Annotated in this window: 16 protein-coding genes; 7 read left to right on the top strand and 9 right to left on the bottom strand. The window is 68.6% G+C overall.

Annotated elements, in window-relative coordinates; all coding sequences use genetic code 11:
- Nucleotides 1–108: 108 nt before the first annotated feature.
- Both DWV11_RS13040 and DWV11_RS13030 read left to right on the top strand, forming a co-directional pair.
- Nucleotides 109–1,503, top strand: a complete 1,395-nt coding sequence (locus DWV11_RS13040) for an amino acid permease (protein ID WP_115789356.1) — start codon at nt 109–111, stop codon at nt 1,501–1,503.
- Nucleotides 1,504–1,606: 103 nt separating this feature from the next.
- Nucleotides 1,607–2,437, top strand: a complete 831-nt coding sequence (locus DWV11_RS13030; RefSeq protein ID WP_115789355.1) for an alpha/beta fold hydrolase — start codon at nt 1,607–1,609, stop codon at nt 2,435–2,437.
- 7 nt (nt 2,438–2,444) lie between these two features.
- Here the strand turns inward: DWV11_RS13030 and DWV11_RS13025 are convergent, their stop codons facing one another.
- Nucleotides 2,445–2,858, bottom strand: coding sequence for a MarR family transcriptional regulator (locus tag DWV11_RS13025; protein ID WP_115789354.1), 414 nt, complete (start codon nt 2,856–2,858; stop codon nt 2,445–2,447).
- An 86-nt stretch (nt 2,859–2,944) separates the two neighbouring features.
- Here DWV11_RS13025 and DWV11_RS13020 point away from each other — a divergent pair, with 86 nt between their 5' ends.
- Nucleotides 2,945–3,598, top strand: coding sequence for a phosphoribosyltransferase (locus DWV11_RS13020; RefSeq protein WP_210725743.1), 654 nt, complete (start codon nt 2,945–2,947; stop codon nt 3,596–3,598).
- A 79-nt stretch (nt 3,599–3,677) separates the two neighbouring features.
- Here the strand turns inward: DWV11_RS13020 and DWV11_RS13015 are convergent, their stop codons facing one another.
- Nucleotides 3,678–5,012, bottom strand: coding sequence for an MFS transporter (locus DWV11_RS13015; protein ID WP_115789352.1), 1,335 nt, complete (start codon nt 5,010–5,012; stop codon nt 3,678–3,680).
- A gap of 229 nt (nt 5,013–5,241) precedes the next feature.
- On the opposite strand from DWV11_RS13015, the gene DWV11_RS13010 reads away from it, so the two are divergent.
- Nucleotides 5,242–5,979 (top strand): IclR family transcriptional regulator, encoded by a 738-nt coding sequence (locus DWV11_RS13010; RefSeq protein WP_210725742.1) that lies wholly within the window; start codon nt 5,242–5,244, stop codon nt 5,977–5,979.
- 87 nt (nt 5,980–6,066) lie between these two features.
- Entirely contained in the window at nt 6,067–7,026 is a 960-nt protein-coding gene (locus tag DWV11_RS13005) for an AraC-like ligand-binding domain-containing protein (RefSeq protein ID WP_115789350.1), read from the top strand.
- On the opposite strand, the gene DWV11_RS13000 is transcribed toward DWV11_RS13005, so the two are convergent.
- The 6 genes from DWV11_RS13000 to DWV11_RS12975 all read right to left on the bottom strand — a co-directional run bounded on the left by DWV11_RS13000 (nt 7,023) and on the right by DWV11_RS12975 (nt 14,822).
- Nucleotides 7,023–8,474 carry an MFS transporter gene (locus tag DWV11_RS13000; protein WP_245953624.1) on the bottom strand — a complete coding sequence of 484 codons (1,452 nt, stop codon included), beginning with the start codon at nt 8,472–8,474 and terminating at the stop codon, nt 7,023–7,025. The two genes, DWV11_RS13005 and DWV11_RS13000, sit on opposite strands and share 4 nt — an antisense overlap.
- A 72-nt stretch (nt 8,475–8,546) precedes the next feature.
- The gene (locus DWV11_RS12995; protein ID WP_115789349.1) at nt 8,547–11,561 is read right to left on the bottom strand and encodes an AAA family ATPase; all 3,015 of its coding nucleotides are present in this window, start codon (nt 11,559–11,561) and stop codon (nt 8,547–8,549) included.
- Entirely contained in the window at nt 11,558–12,769 is a 1,212-nt protein-coding gene (locus DWV11_RS12990; RefSeq protein WP_115789348.1) for an exonuclease SbcCD subunit D, read from the bottom strand. The genes DWV11_RS12995 and DWV11_RS12990 overlap by 4 nt, the downstream gene beginning before the upstream one ends.
- A 133-nt stretch (nt 12,770–12,902) precedes the next feature.
- Nucleotides 12,903–13,898 (bottom strand): MIP/aquaporin family protein, encoded by a 996-nt coding sequence (locus tag DWV11_RS12985; RefSeq protein WP_115789347.1) that lies wholly within the window; start codon nt 13,896–13,898, stop codon nt 12,903–12,905.
- 205 nt (nt 13,899–14,103) lie between these two features.
- Nucleotides 14,104–14,469 (bottom strand): DUF202 domain-containing protein, encoded by a 366-nt coding sequence (locus DWV11_RS12980; RefSeq protein WP_245953622.1) that lies wholly within the window; start codon nt 14,467–14,469, stop codon nt 14,104–14,106.
- Complete coding sequence (locus tag DWV11_RS12975) at nt 14,466–14,822, bottom strand: YidH family protein (protein ID WP_115789346.1); 357 nt, start codon at nt 14,820–14,822, stop codon at nt 14,466–14,468. The genes DWV11_RS12980 and DWV11_RS12975 overlap by 4 nt, the downstream gene beginning before the upstream one ends.
- Before the next feature lie 144 nt (nt 14,823–14,966).
- On the opposite strand from DWV11_RS12975, the gene DWV11_RS12970 reads away from it, so the two are divergent.
- On the top strand, nt 14,967–16,091 hold the full coding sequence (locus DWV11_RS12970) for an ADP-ribosylglycohydrolase family protein (protein ID WP_115789345.1): 1,125 nt from the start codon (nt 14,967–14,969) through the stop codon (nt 16,089–16,091).
- A 94-nt stretch (nt 16,092–16,185) separates the two neighbouring features.
- Entirely contained in the window at nt 16,186–16,485 is a 300-nt protein-coding gene (locus DWV11_RS12965) for a hypothetical protein (RefSeq protein WP_115789344.1), read from the top strand.
- A gap of 7 nt (nt 16,486–16,492) precedes the next feature.
- Here the strand turns inward: DWV11_RS12965 and DWV11_RS12960 are convergent, their stop codons facing one another.
- Nucleotides 16,493–17,530 (bottom strand): 3'-5' exonuclease, encoded by a 1,038-nt coding sequence (locus DWV11_RS12960; RefSeq protein ID WP_115789343.1) that lies wholly within the window; start codon nt 17,528–17,530, stop codon nt 16,493–16,495.
- Between the last annotated feature and the right edge of the window lie 6 nt (nt 17,531–17,536).

Here is a 17,536-nt window from a genome sequence, read left to right as displayed (position 1 = left end):
GACCCGACCCGGCTGTTGCCAAATGTTTCCGCGCGGGCAGAAACACGGTAAATTCGATGGGTCCCCTCAGGGCAAGCACACAATCCGAGGAAAACAAGGCATACGCGAATGACAACGAAGTCCACCGGTGTTATCCCATCCACTCCTTCGACCACCCTCGGCCACGCGATGAAACCGCGCCAGCTGACCATGATGGGCCTGGGCAGCGCAATCGGGGCCGGACTGTTCCTGGGTTCGGGCGCCGGCGTCCAGGCTGCGGGACCCGCAGTCCTGGTCTCCTACCTCGTTGCCGGCACCCTGATCATCCTGGTGATGTGGGCACTGGGCGAAATGGCCGCAGCGAACCCCAACAGCGGCGCGTTCTCCGTCTATGCGGAAAAGGCCATGGGGAAGACGGCCGGCTCCACCGTGGGCTGGCTGTGGTGGCTGCAGCTGGTGGTGGTGATCGCCGCGGAGGCGCTGGGCGCAGCCGGCCTCCTGTTCTCGGTCTGGCCGCTCGTCCCCGTCTGGGTGCTCGCCCTGGTGCTCATGACCGTCTTCACCGCGATCAACCTGGTGGGCGTCCGCAGCTTCGGCGAATTCGAGTTCTGGTTCGCCATCCTGAAGGTCGCCGCCATCGTCGCCTTCCTCCTGGTGGGCGCGGCCCTGCTCTTCGGCTGGCTCCCCGGAACCCCTTCGCCGGGCCTTGGCAACTTCACCGGAAACTTCGCCCCCGCCGGCTGGAGCGGCATCGCTGCCGCGCTCTTCGTTGTCATCTTCGCCTTCGGCGGCACCGAGATCGTCAGCGTCGCCGCCGCGGAGACCGAGGACCCGGTCCGCAGCGTCGGCCAGGCCATCCGCACCGTGCTCTGGCGCATCCTGGTGTTCTACATCGGCTCCGTTTTCGTCATAGCCGCGGTCCTTCCCACCGGTTCCGAGGGCCTCAAGTCGCCGTTCGCAGGCGTCCTGGACCTGGCCGGCATCCCGGGTGCCGGGACCGCGATCACCCTGGTCGCCGTCGTCGCGCTGCTTTCGGCGCTGAACGCCAACCTCTACGGAGCCTCCCGCATGGTGTTCTCGCTGTCCGAGCGCGGCGAGGCCCCGGCCTTCCTGTCGCGGCTGCGCGGCAAGCAGGTTCCCATGGCCGCCGTCGGAGTGTCCGTTGCCTTCGGCTTCATCGCCACGGTGCTCGAACTGCTCTTCCCCGACAAGGTGCTGCCCGCACTGCTCAACCTGGTGGGTTCCACCTGCCTGGTGGTCTGGGGCAGCGCCCTGGTCTCCCAGCTCATCCTGCGCCGTCGGGCAGACCGCGACGGCACCGGGTTGCCGCTGCGCATGATGGGCTTCCCCGCCCTCACCGTCTTCGGACTGGTGCTGCTGGCCATCGTCTTCATCGTCGGTTTCTCCAATCCCGAAAGCGCCGGACAACTGGTGGCCACCTTCCTGCTGATCGCCGCAATCGCGGCCGCCTGCCGGGTAGGCGAACGGGTCAAATCCTCCCGGGCAACAAGCCACGCAAACTGACGCGACTTCTCCTCCATCGGGGGTATCGTGGGCACTGTTCCAGCAGAAGACGCACCGAAGCGCCGGGTCCGCCTGGCCGCCGTACCTAGTGAGGACTGAGGCGATGATGGGCAGGCACACAGGAGAACTCCACCACACCGTGGAAGGCACCGACCCCGGCTTGTTCGTCGAGATCCATGAGCCCGCCGAAGGCAAGGACGCAGGCCTGCGCCCCGTCCTGCTGATCCACGGCTTTTCCTCCTCGGGCAAGCTCAACTGGTCCGACACCGGCTGGGTCACGGCGCTGCAGGAAGCCGGGCGCCGGGTGATCGTGGTGGACCTTCCCGGGCACGGCCGCAGCGGCTCGCCCGAGGACCTGGATTCGTACTCGCCGAGCAGGATCCGGGCGGACCTGCTGCAGATCGTGTCCGACGCCGGGGCCCGCCCGTTGCGCGACGGCGATCCATCCAGCGGCCTGGACGTGGTGGGCTACTCGCTGGGGTCCCGGCTTGCCTGGGAATTCGGCGCCACCCAGCCCGAACTTGTGCACCGCTTGGTGCTCGGCGGGCCGAACAAGGAAGATCCGCTGGCGGCCTTCGACCTCTCCGCGGCACAGCGGCACCTCGCCGACGGCTCGCCGATCGCGGACGAGTCCACGGCGCAACTGCTGAAGATGGCACAGCTGCTGCCGAGCAATGACCTGTTCGCCCTGCTGTCCCTCGTCGAGGCCATCAAAGGCGAGCCGTTCGACCCCGCCGAGGCCGCGCCGCACATGCCGGTCCTGCTGGTCGCCGGCGAAAAAGACGAACGGGCAGCCACCATGCCGGAACTGGCCGCAATTGCGGCCCGCTCCGGCAGCATGGCCGAGCAACTGGTCATCCCGGGACGCAACCACGCCAACGCCGTCACCAGCCGCGCATTCAAGGACGCAGCCATCGGCTTCCTCGGCGTCTGAGCAGCTTCTAGGGAACCAGACGCTCGGCGTTGCCGCACATCCGTTCCAGCACGCCCAGCGCAATGGCGTATTCATCGTGGCCGATCCCTGCAGTCAAGTCCGCCCGCGCCTCTTCCACGAGCCTGAGCGCCTCGAGCCGCTTCCGGTGGCCGTCCTCGCTGAGGATGATGTTTCCGTCCAGCATGCCCACGTAACCATGGCCGATCAGCGCCGCAAGCTCACTTTCCCGCAGCCGGCTGTCACCGGCCCAGAACGGCCTCAGCCGCTCATCCAGGTCCTCCGGCCGGATGGGTCCCTCGGCCAATGTGTTGAGCGTTTGCCACTGGCGGCGGCTGAGGCGGACCCTTGCCAAGGTCCGGTCGAGATGCGTTTCCAAGGCAGCATCCAGGCGTTTGAGCCAGTATCCGATGGGCTTGTTCACGGTGCCATGCTTGCAGCGCCACCGGCTCCGGGCAAGGGTTGAAGGGTAGGCTTGCTGCAGCGCCGGAATACGTGGAAGTGGGACTGATGGGCATGCGCTTCAAGGATCGTACGGACGCCGGGCACCGCTTGGCTGCCGCACTTCCGCAGCTCCGGGAGCGCCCGGACACCATCCTGCTGGGACTCGCCCGCGGCGGGATTCCCGTGGCCGCATCCGCTGCCGCCAGCCTGTACCAGCCCTACGGCGCGGTGCTCGTGCGCAAGCTCGGCATCCCGGGCCGCGAGGAAACCGCTTTCGGCGCCCTGGCCTGGTCCAACGGCAGGATCGTCCGCATCCTCAACCGCCCCTTGCTGGAGCGTATGCTCCGGCACGGCATCAGCCGGGAGGCGCTGGACGCCGTCGAAGCCCGCGAGCGCACCGAACTGCTCCGGCGGGTGGACAGCTATCCGCGGGTGGGCTTCGACGTCACGGGCAAGACCGTGGTGCTGGTCGACGACGGACTGGCCACCGGTGCCACCATGCGTGCGGCGATCGAAGCCGTCCGGGCCGGCGGTCCCGCGACCGTCATCACGGCGGTCCCGGTCGCTTCACTCGAGGCGCAGGCTTCGATCGCGAGGGCGTGCGACTTCGCTTTTTCCTTGTACACACCCGGCAAGTTCCGCGCGGTGGGTTCGTTCTATGAGCACTTCGAGCAGTTGAGCGACGACGACGCCGTAAAGCTCCTCCAGGCGGCCGGCTAGCCTCTGCGCCGAACGGCAGAAGGGCGGACGGCAAGGGGGTGCGGACCGTCCGGTCCGCACCCCCTTGCGCCGTGCGCCGTCAGTGCCCGGCGCTGTAGCCCAGGGGGCGGCCCCTGGTTTCCTTGGCGAGCACCACGCCGGCACCCGAGATCACGCACAGCACCATGATGTAGATACCGACGGATCCGGACCACTTGGTGTTGTCCAAAAGGGCCTGGGCAATCATGGGCGCAAAGGCGCCGCCCAGGACCGAGCCCAGTGCGTAGCCGATCGAAATGCCGGAGTAGCGGACCTGGGCCGGGAACATTTCGGCATACATCGCTGACATCGGGCCATAGGACAGGCCGAGGCCGATGGTCAGGACGAAGAGCGCGGTGCCGTAGAGGATGATGTCCTTGGTGTCGATCAGGGCAAACAGCGGAATCATCCAGGCGAACACGATCGCGTAGCCGGCCAGGAAGGTCTTGACGCGGCCGATCTTGTCCGACAGCCAGCCGCCCACCATGGTGAAGATGAGCCAGCCGAAGGAAGCCACGGTGGTGGCCAGCAACACCTGCGCGGACGGCATCTTGAGGGCCTTGTTGGCGTAGGCGATGAAGAAGGCGATCAGCAGGTAGCCCGCGGCATTGTTGGCGATGAAGATCAGCGCTGCCAGCACCACTTCCTTGGAGTTCTTGCGGAACAGTTCACCCAGGGGCGCACGGCTTTCGGCCTTGCGCTGGGCGATCTCCTTGAACACCGGGCTTTCGCCGACGGCCCGGCGGATCAGGTAGCCCACCACGATCAGCACCACAGAGAGCAGGAACGGGACCCGCCAGCCCCAGCCGGTGAAGTCGGCCTCGGACATCCCTGACTTCAGCATGGTCAGCAGGCCGGTTGCCAGGATCATGCCGATGGGCACGCCGATTTGCGGATAGGCGCCAAACAGGCCCCGTTTGGCGACAGGCGCATGCTCCACAGCCATGAGGGCGGCTCCGCCCCATTCGCCGCCGGCCGAGAAGCCCTGCATGACCCGAAGGGCGATGAGCAGTACCGGCGCCCACGCGCCGATTGCGCTGTAGCCGGGCAGCAGGCCGATGAGGGCCGTGGCCGCGCCCATCATGACCAGGGTCATGACCAGCACCGCCTTGCGGCCCAGGCGGTCACCGAGGTGGCCGGCCACAAAGGCGCCGAGGGGGCGGAACAGGAAGCTGATGCCGATGGTGGCGAAGGACAGGATCTGCGCCAGACCGGGGTTGGACTCGTTCAGCGGTGTGAGGAACAGGGGACCGAGGAGGGTGGCGGTCAGCTGGGCGAAGATGAAGAAGTCGTACCACTCGATGGTGGTGCCTACCAGGGTTCCGGCAAGCACCCTGCGTTCTTCACGCTTGCTGCTGGGACCCGACGGGGCGTCGACAGAGGAAGTTGCAGTCATTGAAACTCCGATGGTGGGGGTGCGGGGAGACCGGACGCTCCGTTCGAATTACCGACAGAACGGTCAGTTGGAATAGCGTACTACACGTACTGTGAGTTGCAACACACGCTTCGGTGCCGGTGCCGCGGGCGGGCGTCGCCCGGCAGTGCCCGGATGGCGTCGCCCGACAGTGCCCGGATGGCGGTTCGCGGACAGCCATTGCGCGCCCGGCAGCCATAGGATGGAGCCCATGACGTCTCCCAACGCCGCGAGCAGCCGGAACGACACCGCCGCTACGGTGTCGCCGTCGCAGACCCTGTCCCGCGGCATCCAGGCGCTCGAGATCCTCGCGGCCGCCGAACGGTCCCTCACGATCGCCGAACTGGCCGCGGCCCTCGGCGTGCATCGCTCCGTGGCCTACCGCATCCTGCGCACCCTGGAGGACCATTCGCTATTGGTCCGCGACGACGCCGGCCGGGTGCAACCGGGGCCAGGCCTTGCCGTCCTGGCCCGCGGCGTGTCCCGGACCCTGCAGACGGCGGCGCTTCCCGAACTCACGCAGCTTGCCAACAGCTACAACATGACAGCCTTCGTGGCCGTCTGGGACCACCAGGACTGCGTCACCCTGGTGACAGTGGAGCCGCGCCACTCGGCGGCGACCCTGGTACAGCACCCAGGCACGCGGCATCCCGCGAACGTCGGAGCGCCTGGAATTGCGATCCAGTCGACCATGAGCCCGGAGCAGTGGAACGCCCTGGCGCCCGGGCTGCCGTACCGTTCCGAGGCCGCCGAGGCCCGGCGGTTGGGCTACGCGGCAAGCCACGACGAAGTCATCGAGGGCCTCTCCTCCTTGGCCGCACCCATCCACGTTCCGGGCGGACGGCCGGCCGCGATCGCCGTCGTCTATATCCGGCGCGACCAGGACGAGGCCGCCGTCGGTCAGGCACTCGCGGCAAGCGCGGCACGGATCGAAAGCCAGCTTTCCTGAAGTGTAGAATTGCGGGCAAGCTCACACCCGCCGGGCTCCGTTCCCAGAGGTCTACCGGCGCACATCGGGGCCGTCAGAAGGAGTTCCATGACTGCCGTGGCCGAAACCGGCGCCTCCGCAGTGCACACCGTCGTGGCAGACAGCTTCCAGGACTGGAGCCGTGCGATTTCGAAGTCCTTCGTGCCCCTGATGGTCAAGCACAACGGGGCTGCGGCGTTCCACGGCACCATACGCTCCCGGGTCCTGGGCAACATCTCCGTGGTGGAAGTGACGGCGGGCCGGCACACCGTGGTACGCACTCCGGCGCTGATCGCCAAGTCCACCACCCGGTACTTCAAGCTCAGCATCCAGCTCACCGGCACGGGAACCCTGATCCAGGACGAACGCGAAGCGGTCCTGGCCGCAGGGGACCTGGCCATCTATGACACCTCACGGCCCTACGAACTGCGTTTCGACGGCGACTTCCGCAGCCTGGTACTGATGTTCCCGCATGAGCAGCTCGACCTCCCGGCGGGGGCGATGGAGCACGTGACGGCATTACGGATGCCCGGCGACGAGGGACTGGGCGAGCTCATCAGCCCGTTCCTGGTCCGGCTGGCCGACAACCTCGAAGCACTCTCCGGGACCAACGGCCTGCGACTGGCCCACAACGCCCTGGACCTGGTCACGACGCTCTTCAACGGGGAGCTGGACCAGCTCGTGGATACCGGCCGCGATCCCCACTTGCTGCTGCTCGCCCGGATCCACGACTACGTCGAGGCCAACCTCGGGGATCCCACGCTGGGTCCGGCTTCCATCGCTGCGGCGCACTACATTTCCACCCGGCACCTGCACGATCTGTTCCAGGAAATCGGCACCACGGTGGCCGCTTCCATCCGCCAACGGCGCCTCGAACGCTGCCGTCGCGACCTGCGCGATCCCGTGCTCGCGAACCGGCCGGTCACCGCCATCGCGGCCCGCTGGGGATTCACCGACGCGGCGCACTTCAGCCGGATCTTCCGCGCCGCGTTCGGCAACTCCCCCACCGGATACCGCAACGAGGGTTAGGCTCCCGGCGCTGCGCCGTCGGCCTGTGCGGCCTTGCCGCGGCGCAGCAACGCGCCGGCCAGCACACCCAACACGGCCAGGGCCGCGGCTGATGCCAGCGACACCGCGAAGGCCGCCGTGAAGCCCTGGTTCTGGGCCATCTGGCCCGCCAGGAAGGCGCCCAGCGCCGTACCGGCGACAATGCCGCTGGCCAAAGCGGTCATCACCGTGGCCATCCGGCCGGCCGGGGCCACCAGCCCACCGATGCTGAACACCGTGACCATCACCGGGCCAACCGGGACGCCAAGCACCAGCAGGACCGCCACCATCGGCCAGATTCCGGCAGGCAGGAACAGCAGCAGCGAAAGCGCCGCCATCAGCACCGCAGCGGAAATCCAGCGGGCCGCCAGTCCGAAACGACGCGGCCAGTAGGCCACCGAGAGCGCGGCGACGGCCGAACTCAGGCCCATGGCGGCATACATCAGGCCGGCGATTTCCGCCGTCGCGAACTGCGCGGAAAAGGCGCTGAGAGCGTTCTGCAGGGAGCCGAAGAACGTTCCCATGCAGACCATCGCGAGCACGGCCACCAGTACCTTGAGCCAGGCCAGCACCCCGGCCCGCGGCGCGGGCTTAGCGGTCGGCTGGTGCCCGACGTCGGCCTCCGCCTTGCGCCGTGCCGGCACCACGGCCAGGTGTGAAGGGTGTACGGCAAAGGCCGGGACGAGGGTCGCCGTCAGGACGGCGGCACATGCCAGCGGGAGCCAGGGGACGAAGAGGCTCGCCAGCAGGCCTACGAGGGCGGGTCCGAGGACGAAGGTGAATTCGTCCGCGGTGCCCTCATAGGACAACGCGGTGTCCAATTCGGCGCGTCGGGTGGCGAGGCTTGCCGGGGCACGGCCGGCCCCGGCCTCCATGCCGGCCAGGCCCAGGGTGGTGAGCGCCATCCAGCGCACGCGTGCCATCGGACCGACCTGGGGGCAGCTCGCACCAGAGAGGAACGCCGTGATGGCTACAGCGGCGGGGCCCGCAGCGGTGCCAAAGCTTGGCGTGAGGTACGCGGCGAAGATCAGGGCGACGACAGCCAAGGTGTTGATGCCCGCGGCCACGAGCAGCACGGTACGCTGCCCGGCACGGTCCGCGAGGGCACCGAGCACCGGTGCGCCGAGGGCGGAGCCGATGCCGACGGCGCCGGCCGCGAGGCCACCGATCGCGTAGGAATCGCTCACCGCGGTCGCGAGGGTGAGGGCGCCAACGGTCAGCATCGCCAGAGGCAGGCGGGCGAAGAGGGCAATGGGCAGGAATCCGGGGCCGGCGAGTTCGGGGAGCCGTGCGAAGCGTCCGGGCAGGCGCGAACGTCGCGGCAGACGGGAGCCGCGAGGCGCTTCGGGGCGCCCGGGGCCGGCGGCGGTGCCGTTGGTGGTTGCCGTTTCTTGGGACGGCAGGAAATGCTGGGAGGGCAAGGTGTTCATGTTTCCGCGTTCGCTAAGAGGTGCGCATCGTCCCTCCTCCCGATGCGCGCGACCCGGTGTAACCCGGCCATTCTACCGGACGTCCGCCTCCAACACCCGCACAGTGGAACCGTTCCGGCCCTTCTCGACCTGCAACTGGCTGGCGATGCGCTGCTTCATTTCCGCCACATGGCTGACCAGGCCGACCACCCGGCCGCCGTCGCGCAGTCCTTCGAGGGCGTCCATGACCTGTTCCAGGGCCTGTTCGTCGAGACTGCCGAATCCCTCGTCGACGAAGAGCGTCTCGATGTCCACTCCTCCGGCCTCCTGCTGGACGACGTCCGCGAGCCCCAACGCGAGGGACAGGGAGGCCATGAAGGACTCACCGCCGGACAGGGTGGCCGTGTCCCGGTGCTGCCCGGTCCATTCGTCCACGACTTCGAGTCCCAGGCCCGACTTCTGCCCGCGGGCGGCCCGCGCATCGGTATGCCGGAGGGTGTAGCGGCCATCGCTCATCGCCACGAGGCGTTCGGACGCGGCGTCGGCAACCTGCTCGAGCCGGGCGGCCAGCACGTAGCTGTTGAGGCTCATCTTGTAGCTGTTGTCCCCGGCTCCGCGTGCGGTGTCCGCCAGGTTGGTGAGGAGCCTGGCCCGTTCACGAGGTGCCCGGACAGCGTCGGCAGCCGCCAGGTAGCGGGACCGAAGCGAAGACAGGGATTCGACGGCGCGGGACGCCAGGCCTGTGGCGATGTCCAGGCTGCGGGCGGCCTCCGCGCCGCGCCGTGCTTCCTGCGCGAGCTCCAGGATTCCGTCGGCGTTCAGCGGGATTTCGCCCACCTGTGCTTCCTTGGCCGCCAGCACGAGGTCTTCCGATGCGAAAAGCTCGGCCACCCGGGCGCTTTCCTCATCTGCTTCCCGCACCTGCCGTTCGAGCCGCGCCGATTCTTCGGCATCCAGGAGTTCACGGCGGGCGGCCTCCGCCGTCGCGAAGCCGGCCGCCGGCAGTGCCTGCCCGAGTGCGCGGCCGGCGTCCGCACACGATTCTTCGGTCCGCTCCACCTGTTGCATCGCTGAAACCACGGCCTGCAGGAGCCCGCGTTCTGCGGTGAGGGCCGCAATGCGGGACGCCAGGGTGTCGAATCCGCCGCACAGCGCGCCAAGCGTGGTTTCGAGTTCCACTTGCTGCTCGCGCAGGGCTGCAGCGGTGGACTGTTCCTGGGTGGCCTCGCTTGCGGCATGGGCCAGGTCCTGTTCGGCGGTGTCGATCGCGGTGCCGAGCCGCTCGAGCGCTGCCCGCACGCCGGCGAGTTCCGATGCCGCAGCGCGCGCCCGGGCCAGTGACTGCCGGGCCGCGGCGAGCCGGGCGAGGACCTCCTCCGGATCGCCGTCGCCGCCCTGGCCTGCGAGGACGGCAGCTTCTTGTTGGGCCGCCGCGAGTTCAGCCGTCAGGAGTTGAAGCTCCAATTCGCTGGCTTCGAAGCGTTCGTGGGCCGCTTTTTCCTCTTCCGCCATGGCAAGGCCGGACAGGGCTGCCACCGCTGGCTGCGGGTGCTCGCGGCTGCCGCAGACGGGGCAGGCGCCGCCACATTCCAGTTTGTCCGCAAGTTCGGCAGCAGCGTTCAGCAGGCGCAGTTCGCGCAAGTCGAGCCAGTCCTGGCGCAGTCCCAGAGAGTTTTCCCGGGCGGCGCTGTGCCGGCCCGCAACGGATGTCACGTCCTGCCGGGCCCTGGCGTAGCGGTCCACGGTTTCTACCAGGGCGGCAGCTGTGGCCACTTCCTGTTCGCGCTGATCGAGCTTCGCGCTCTCGCTTTCCAACGGCGCGAGCCGCGCGGCCAGCTCCGTCTCTTCCGCCCGGAGGGACCTCAGCTCGCTGTTCCGGAGTCCGACGGCGGCCTCCCGCCGCAGCCTTCCGGCCTCGAGTGACTCCAGGCGCGCCTCAATGTCGCGCAGCTTTTGTTCGTCCGGAACCCGGGCATCCAGGATGGCCAGCTGTTCCTGGACTCGCGCCAGCGCCGCGGCGGGATCGTCGCAGTCCACGAAGGCCGCCCGAAGCCGCGCCTGGGCGGTTTCCAAAGCTGCATCTGCAGTGGAACGGGCGGCGCTTGCCCTGTCCATCGCGTCGAGGTGCCCGCTGAGCACGGTGGCCTTCGCATGCCGGGCGAGGCGTTCCCGGGACTCGTGCACGGAGTCGGCGGCGCCCGCCAAGGCGTCACGGCGCAGCTTAGCTGAGTGGAGCCTGGCGTGGCGCTGGCTGTGTTCCTGCGCAGCCTGGAGCCGGTCCGCAAGGTGCATGCTCTGCGCCTCGGCCGCATCCGCGGCCTGGCGTCGTCCTGCCAGCTCGGCGCGTGCCGCGTCCTCCATGGCGTCGAGCCTTTGCTCGGGCGAACGCCCGGAGTCCCCGTCCACGTCAGCCGGTTCCGCCAGCTCCGCCCCGAGCTCGGTGAACTCAGCGTCGGCGCGCTGCATCAGCAGGAGCAGGCCGCTTTCTTCCGTTTCGACCACGGACCGTGCATCCTGCGCCTGGCGGGCAAGTTGCTGTTCGAGTGCCTCGAAGCGGGCGGTGCCGAACAGTTTCTGCAGCAGGGCCAGGCGGTCGCTGGCCTTGGACCGCAGGAACGCCGCGAATTCACCTTGGGGAAGCATGACGACCCTGGTGAACTGTTCACGGTCCATGCCCAGCAGTTCCGTGATTTCCGCGCCGGCTTCGTCGTTACGGGAAGACTTCTCTTCCCAGGAGCCGTCCACGAATTCGCGGAGCAGGGTCTTTGCCTGCTGGGTGGTGAAGCCTTTGCGCCCCCGGGCGCTGGGGCGGTCCCAGGCCGGGGACCGGGTGACCTCGAAACGGCGTCCGCGGGCTGAGAACTCGCAGACCACGCGCGGCTCGGCCACCGGATCCGCGTGGTCGCTGCGCAGGCGCTTGCCGTCCTGCCGGGCACCGGGCACGGAGCCGTACAGCGTGAAGCAGATGGCATCCAGGATGCTGGTCTTGCCGGCGCCGGTGGCTCCGTTCAGGAGGAACAGCCCCTGGGCGCCGAGCTGGTCGAAGTCGATGGACTGGACCTTCGCAAAGGGACCGAAGGCTTCGATTTCCAGACGGTGGATCCTCACAACCCGGCTCCTTCCAGGCGGACCGCTTCCAAGGCTTCCTGCAGGGCCGCAGTTTCCAGTCCGTCGGCGGGGCGCCCGCGGACATGGTCCAGGAAGCCGCAGCAGACGCCGAGGTCGTCCTGGGCCTCCGCCAAGCGGCTGCTGTAGCTCGTCTTGCCCTTGTCCGCGCTGCCTTCGGGATCGAAGCCGAGGACAAGGGTGTCCGGGAACCGGGTCCGCAATTGTTCCATGGCCTGGGGCGGACGCATGGGATCGGTCAAGGTGACCTGGCAGTACGCGGATTCGGCCCAGGCATGGTCCGGCGATTCCAGGAGCTCCACCAGCCGGCCACGGAGGACGGCGAGCTCACGCGGGGCGCGCCAGAGAACCTCGGAAACCTCGGTTGCGCCGTCCGGGCCGACGTCGAGGAGCCAGGCACCCTTCCGGTGTTTTGCTTCGGAGAACGAATACGCCAGGGGCGAGCCGGAATACCGGACGTTGGGCGCGAGCTCCTGCCGGCCGTGGAGGTGGCCCAGGGCGGCGTAGGCAAATCCTTCGAAGAGGTCCAAGGGGACGGCCCCGAGTCCGCCGATGCTCAGTTCGCGTTCGCTGTCCGAAGTGATTCCGCCGCTTGCGAAGGTGTGTGCCAGGACGACGGCGTGCACGGGCGCGGAGTTGTTCCGGGCCGCAAGGTCCTGCCGGATCCGCTGCACGGCCGCCTGGGTCACGTCGAAGTGGTTTGCCGCGGCGTCGAGCTTTCCGGCGACAAGCCGCGGCTCCAGGTAGGGGATTCCGTAGATCGCCAGCAGCGGCCCTGTTTCCTCCGTACCGGCGGCGTCCGTGGCGGTGCTGAGCCGCGCATCGTTCCCTTCCAGGGAAAACAGGACCGGGAAATCGAGGTCTTCGACCCGGGTGCGAAGGTGCACTCCCCCGCGCTCCAGCAGCCGTGAGGCAAAACCGAGCCGAATGGCGGAGTCGTGGTTTCCGCTGGTGAGCACCACCTTGGCACCGGCGCCGGTGATTCCGACCAAGGCATCGTCCAGAAGCTTGACGACGTCCAGTCCGGGCAGGGCACGGTCATAGACATCGCCGGCGATCAGCACCACGTCCACGGACCGCTCGCGGACGAAATCCACGAGCTGGTCGATGAACCCGCGCTGGGCGTCGAGCATTCCGACGCCATGGAACGAGCGGCCCAAGTGCCAGTCCGATGTGTGAAGAAGCCTCATGTTTCCAAGCTAGGGGGCGGCACCGACATTATTGGCCAGGGGCCCGCCGACACGGCGGGCCGGGTGATCCGCCCGGTGGCGCCGCCCCTCGAACGTGCCGTCCCCGGAAGATCCTGTCCCCGGAAGATCCTCTTCAGTCCCGCTTACCGTCGAAGAAGTCGCGGGCTTCGTCGCGTTCCGCCGGGGCCGCGGGGGCTGCCTGAGCCGCGCCAGCCGCCCCAGTTCCGCGGTCGGGCTGGTTTACGCCGTCGGGCTGGTTTCCGCCGTCGAGCTGGTCTACGCCGCCGGACCCGGCACCTTCGTCGGACTCCAGGCCCTCAGCAGCGGAAGCCGCGTCCGCCTCAAGCCCGCCCTCGGTCTCTGCGGGAGCGGAAAACAATGCGAAGCCACGGAACACCAGGCCGGCGATCGCAGCACCGAACAGCGAGGCCACCCAGAACAGCCAAAGGCCGCCCGCAGCCCAGCCGGAGGAGAAGAGCGCGGCAGCAGTTGCCCGTGCCGGGTTGAACGCGAGGTTGCCCACGGCTTGTCCGAGCTGGAGGAGCACCGCAACGGTCAGGCCGACGGCGAGCGGAGCGGCAAGTGCGGCACCCTTCCGTTCCCCGGTGTCCCTGGACCCTGCATCATCCCTTGACATGGCGCCCAGGTAGACGGCCATCAGCACGGCAGCTCCGACGACCTCAAGCAGCAGGGCGCCGGCCAAGTAGGTCTGGATAACCGAGTGCTCGCCGAAGCCGGAGGCCACGGTGTCGAACGCAGCCCGGCTGTCAGGGATCGTCGGGATGTTGCCGATCACGGCGAAAAGGAGGAAAGCCCCAAGAATGCCGCCGATCACCTGGGCGGCGAGGTAGGCCAGGCCTTCGGCGAAGCGGGTGCGGCCGGCGATCACGGCGCCCACGGTGATGGCCGGGTTGAACTGTCCGCCGGAGAAGGCACCGAAGGCAAACATCGCCGCGGTGACGGCCAGGCCGCCGGCCAGCGGAGCCGGAAGGGGGTTCGACTGCGGCAGGGCGAACAGCGGAGCGCCAAGCGCAATCAGCACGACGAACAAGGTTCCCAGTGCCTCTGCGGCGGCCCGGGTCAGCAAACGGCTGCCGCCGGGGCGGGAAGCGGACACAGTTGAGGTCATCTCGGGACAATCCTTCGCGTCGGAGTGTGGTCCTGCCCGGGACGGTCCGCCGGCTTGCGGACAGGGGCAAGGAAACAGGTGGTCCTGGAAAACAGGGACAGGAGGAGGCATTCGCCTCCAGCATCCTGCCAGCAGATTCTGGGCAGTTCCTGAACGCTACGAGAGTACCCGAACTGGGCTGCCGACGTTGGGAAGGGCCGAAACGTCAGTGCCCCAGCGCCACTGCCGCGAGCGCGGCGGCGCCGAGCACCAGGACGGCAAGGGTACACAGCCGCATCGTCAAGGCGGGCGGCGCCATGGGCGCCGCACCCCCCGCATGGTGATGGCGGGGCCCTGACAACTGGCGGGTCCTGGCCCACACGACGCACCCCAGCACGATCGTCGCCGCAGCCGCCACGGCGGCACAGATGCCCTCGTAAGTGGCGCCGGAGGCTCCGCCGTCGCCGGCTGCGGCGGACAGCCAGCTGCGCCAGACAAACAGATCCACCACCAACAGGGTCAGCAGGGTACGGCGCCAGGACAGCGTGGTCCGTTCAGCCTGGAGGCCTGGATCCCGTTCGGCCAGGCTCACCGTGCCACCAGGATCAGTACCGCGAAGACAAAGGCGGCCGCCGCCACCACGATGGTCATGAACAGCAGCACCCGGGAGAACGGCAATGCCTGGTCCTGGCGCATGGCTGCCTCCATGAGCCCCCAGCGGCGGTAGGCCATGAAGGCGAGCCCGGCACCGACCACGGCCAGCACCAGGCACAGCACAATGCGGACAGTGCGCGGTGCGATGTCGGGCGCGAGCTGGTCGATGGCCACGGCCCCGGCGAGCAACGCCAGGGAGGTCCTGATCCACGCGAGGAATGTCCGTTCATTCGCCAGCGAAAAACGGTAGTCCGGGGTTTTGCCGGTCTTGCGCCATTCAGGCTCACGCATCTGCGCCCCTCCTCTTCCCGTGTGCCACCGTACCAGCGCACGGTCCGGTCCCCGTGCGCCCCCTGCCGGGGACCTCCCGTCCGGAGCCTGGCGTCCGCGGCCCGGGCACCCGGAACCCCGCGTTGCCACGGTAGATTTACAGGCATGAGCGTTCCCTCCGTGCCTCCCTCCGCGCCCACCCCGCAGTCCCGGATCCTGGGCTGCCTTTTGGGCGGTGCCCTGGGCGACTCCCTCGGCTACGCCGTCGAGTTCGATCCCATCGACAGCATCCGTGCCCGTTACGGAGCCGAAGGACTCACGTCGTTCGGGCAGCTCGACGGCGGCAGCCACTTTTCGGACGACACCCAGATGACGCTGTACACGGTCGACGGGCTGCTGGAGGCGCTCGAGTGGGCGAACGGCGGAGTCGCCGCGGACGAGGCCGCCTGCCTCTGGCTGGCCTACCTTCGCTGGCTCGCCACCCAGGGAGTGGAGACGCCGTCGTCGGCTCCTGTCCCCCAGCCCCGCTGGATCGACGGCCACGAGGTCCTGCGGCACCGGCGCGCGCCTGGCAACGCCTGCCTGAGCGGACTGGCCGGCGGCGAAATGGGGACTGCCGCGCGCCCCGTGAACCCGGACTCGAAAGGCTGCGGGACCGTGGTGCGTTCGGCACCGTTCGGGCTCCTTCCGCATATCGGCGAGGCCACGGTCTACAAGCTCAGCAATGATGCGGCCCTGCTGACGCACGGCCATCCGTCGGCACGGCAGAGCTCGGGGGCCTTCAGTGTGTTGATCCACCGGATCATGGCCGGCGCCGAAGTCCGGGATGCGGCGGAGCACGTCCTGGCACTGGTGGAAGCCCTGCCCGACGCCGACGCCGAGCTCGTCAAGCGGCTGCGCCGTACCCTCGACCTGACTGCCCCGGAATTGACAACCCCCGCACTGCCAGCGGGCGCCGGGCGCCAGGCGGCTGCGGTGCTCAGCCCGGAGGAACTGGTGGGGCAGCTGGGTGAAGGCCGGGTCGCCGAGGAGGCCCTCGCCGTCGGGCTCTATGCGGTGCTCGCAACGGAGCAGGGCGACGGACAGGACGAGGCGGGGCACTTCCGCAAGGCCGTGGCGCTGGCGCTCAACCACAGCGGGGACAGCGATTCGACTGCGTCCATCGCCGGGAACATCCTGGGCGCCCGCTACGGGGAGGAAGCCCTTCCGGCCGACTGGCTCTCCGCTTTGGAAGCCCCGGAACTGATCCGTGGCATGGGCGAGCGCCTCATCGCCGTCACCCTTGGCTGAGCAGCGGCGGGGGGCACGTCGGATCGGGGAATTCCGTCGGGGAAATTAATAAGGGTACTTACTAATAACGGGGTTCACGGAATAGACTCCCTCTATGGAATCCCTTGAAGCGATCGGGCTGGTGCTGTCCGTCGCGGCGGCTTGGCTTGCGGTCACGCTCCTCATGCTGACGAGGATCCACCGCCCGGCCACGGCACGCCGCCGGCGCACAGTCGCCGTTCCGCCCCGTGAGGCGGTCAAACCGCCGGCCCCCAAATCCTTCCGCGCCCTTGCTGCAGCGTCCAAGCGGCCCGTGAGTTCGGCATCGGCCAACTACCCGCCCGTCTGGCGCCGGCGCACACAGAGCCGGACCGCAGCCGGCCGGACAGAAAGGGAAGACAGCCTGGCCTCGTAGCGGGCGTTCAGGCGCCGCCCACCATTTGCAGGAATTCCCCTTCGGAGAGCACCTCGATCTGCTGGCCCCGGTTGTGCAGTTCCAGGACGCGTTTGGCTTTTCCGGTCAGCCTGCCGCTGCGCAGGTCGTCGGCCACGAAGCCGTCGCCCACCACCAGCACCGTGGTCCGCCCGGTCACCCGGCTTTCGGGCCGGGCCCCCATTTCGGCGGCGCGCTGCTTGGCCTCGGGGCGGGCGATCGCCAGGTGCCCCGTGAACACCACGGTCTGCCCGAACAGGGGGTGCCCGGGCTCCGCGGCAAAGTTCGGAAGCGGGTTGGGGCCCTCTTCCGGCCAGGCGGACCAGCCCCGGGTGGACTGCCCGACGGCGGCCCCTGCTGCTCCGGCCGACCTGGCCGATCCGGCGCCGAGCACTGCGGCGCTTCCGCGTCCGGCGATGGCAGCGACCGTCTGTTTGGACAGGACGCCTCCCGGGCGGATGGCCTGCTGCCTCGGGACGGTCAGGCCGAGCGACAGGTACAGTTCGGCGATGCTGTTGGCCTGGTTGCGCCGGGCGATGTCGATAAGGATGCCGGCGCAGGCGCGGGCGTCCTCGGCGGCGTCGTGGTGGTTGACCAGCGGCACGCCCGCTTCCTCGGCCGCATAGGGCAAAGAGTTTGACACCAGGGAGTAGCAGCGCCGCGACAGCATTACCGTGCAGACGTAGTCATACGCGGGACCTGCCAGCCCGGACACTTCGAGGCCTGAACGGATTACGCCGAGGTCGAAGGCCGCGTTGTGGGCGGCCACGGTGTCGCCCCCGATGAAGCCGGCGATTTCCGGGAAAAGCTCGCCGAAGCGCGGCGCCCCGGCCACGTCTTCGGCACGGATACCGTGGATCCGGGTGTTGTGGAAGTCGAAGTGGTCATGGTGTTCCGGCGGACGCATCAGCCAGGATGCTTCTTCGACCACCACGCCGTTCCGGACTTTGCTCAACCCCACCGAACACGGTGATCCCCGGAAGCCGTTGGCCGTTTCGAAGTCAATCGCCGTAAAGTCCAATGCCACCTGACA

This window comes from Arthrobacter silvisoli (genome assembly GCF_003369445.1).
Taxonomy (GTDB): Bacteria; Actinomycetota; Actinomycetes; order Actinomycetales; family Micrococcaceae; genus Arthrobacter; species Arthrobacter silvisoli.
This window is presented reverse-complemented; position numbering and strand designations above follow the sequence as displayed.

Bases quoted from the DNA above. Each gene is read 5' to 3' on its own strand.
- DWV11_RS13015 (WP_115789352.1), bottom strand. From the start codon at position 5,012: ATGACTGCAACTTCCTCTGTCGACGCCCCGTCGGGTCCCAGCAGCAAG.
- DWV11_RS12965 (WP_115789344.1), top strand. From the start codon at position 16,186: ATGGAATCCCTTGAAGCGATCGGGCTGGTGCTGTCCGTCGCGGCGGCT.
- DWV11_RS13000 (WP_245953624.1), bottom strand. From the start codon at position 8,474: ATGAACACCTTGCCCTCCCAGCATTTCCTGCCGTCCCAAGAAACGGCA.
- DWV11_RS13030 (WP_115789355.1), top strand. From the start codon at position 1,607: ATGATGGGCAGGCACACAGGAGAACTCCACCACACCGTGGAAGGCACC.
- DWV11_RS13040 (WP_115789356.1), top strand. From the start codon at position 109: ATGACAACGAAGTCCACCGGTGTTATCCCATCCACTCCTTCGACCACC.
- DWV11_RS13020 (WP_210725743.1), top strand. From the start codon at position 2,945: ATGGGCATGCGCTTCAAGGATCGTACGGACGCCGGGCACCGCTTGGCT.
- DWV11_RS12970 (WP_115789345.1), top strand. From the start codon at position 14,967: ATGAGCGTTCCCTCCGTGCCTCCCTCCGCGCCCACCCCGCAGTCCCGG.
- DWV11_RS13010 (WP_210725742.1), top strand. From the start codon at position 5,242: ATGACGTCTCCCAACGCCGCGAGCAGCCGGAACGACACCGCCGCTACG.
- DWV11_RS13005 (WP_115789350.1), top strand. From the start codon at position 6,067: ATGACTGCCGTGGCCGAAACCGGCGCCTCCGCAGTGCACACCGTCGTG.
- DWV11_RS12990 (WP_115789348.1), bottom strand. From the start codon at position 12,769: ATGAGGCTTCTTCACACATCGGACTGGCACTTGGGCCGCTCGTTCCAT.
- DWV11_RS12985 (WP_115789347.1), bottom strand. From the start codon at position 13,898: ATGACCTCAACTGTGTCCGCTTCCCGCCCCGGCGGCAGCCGTTTGCTG.
- DWV11_RS12975 (WP_115789346.1), bottom strand. From the start codon at position 14,822: ATGCGTGAGCCTGAATGGCGCAAGACCGGCAAAACCCCGGACTACCGT.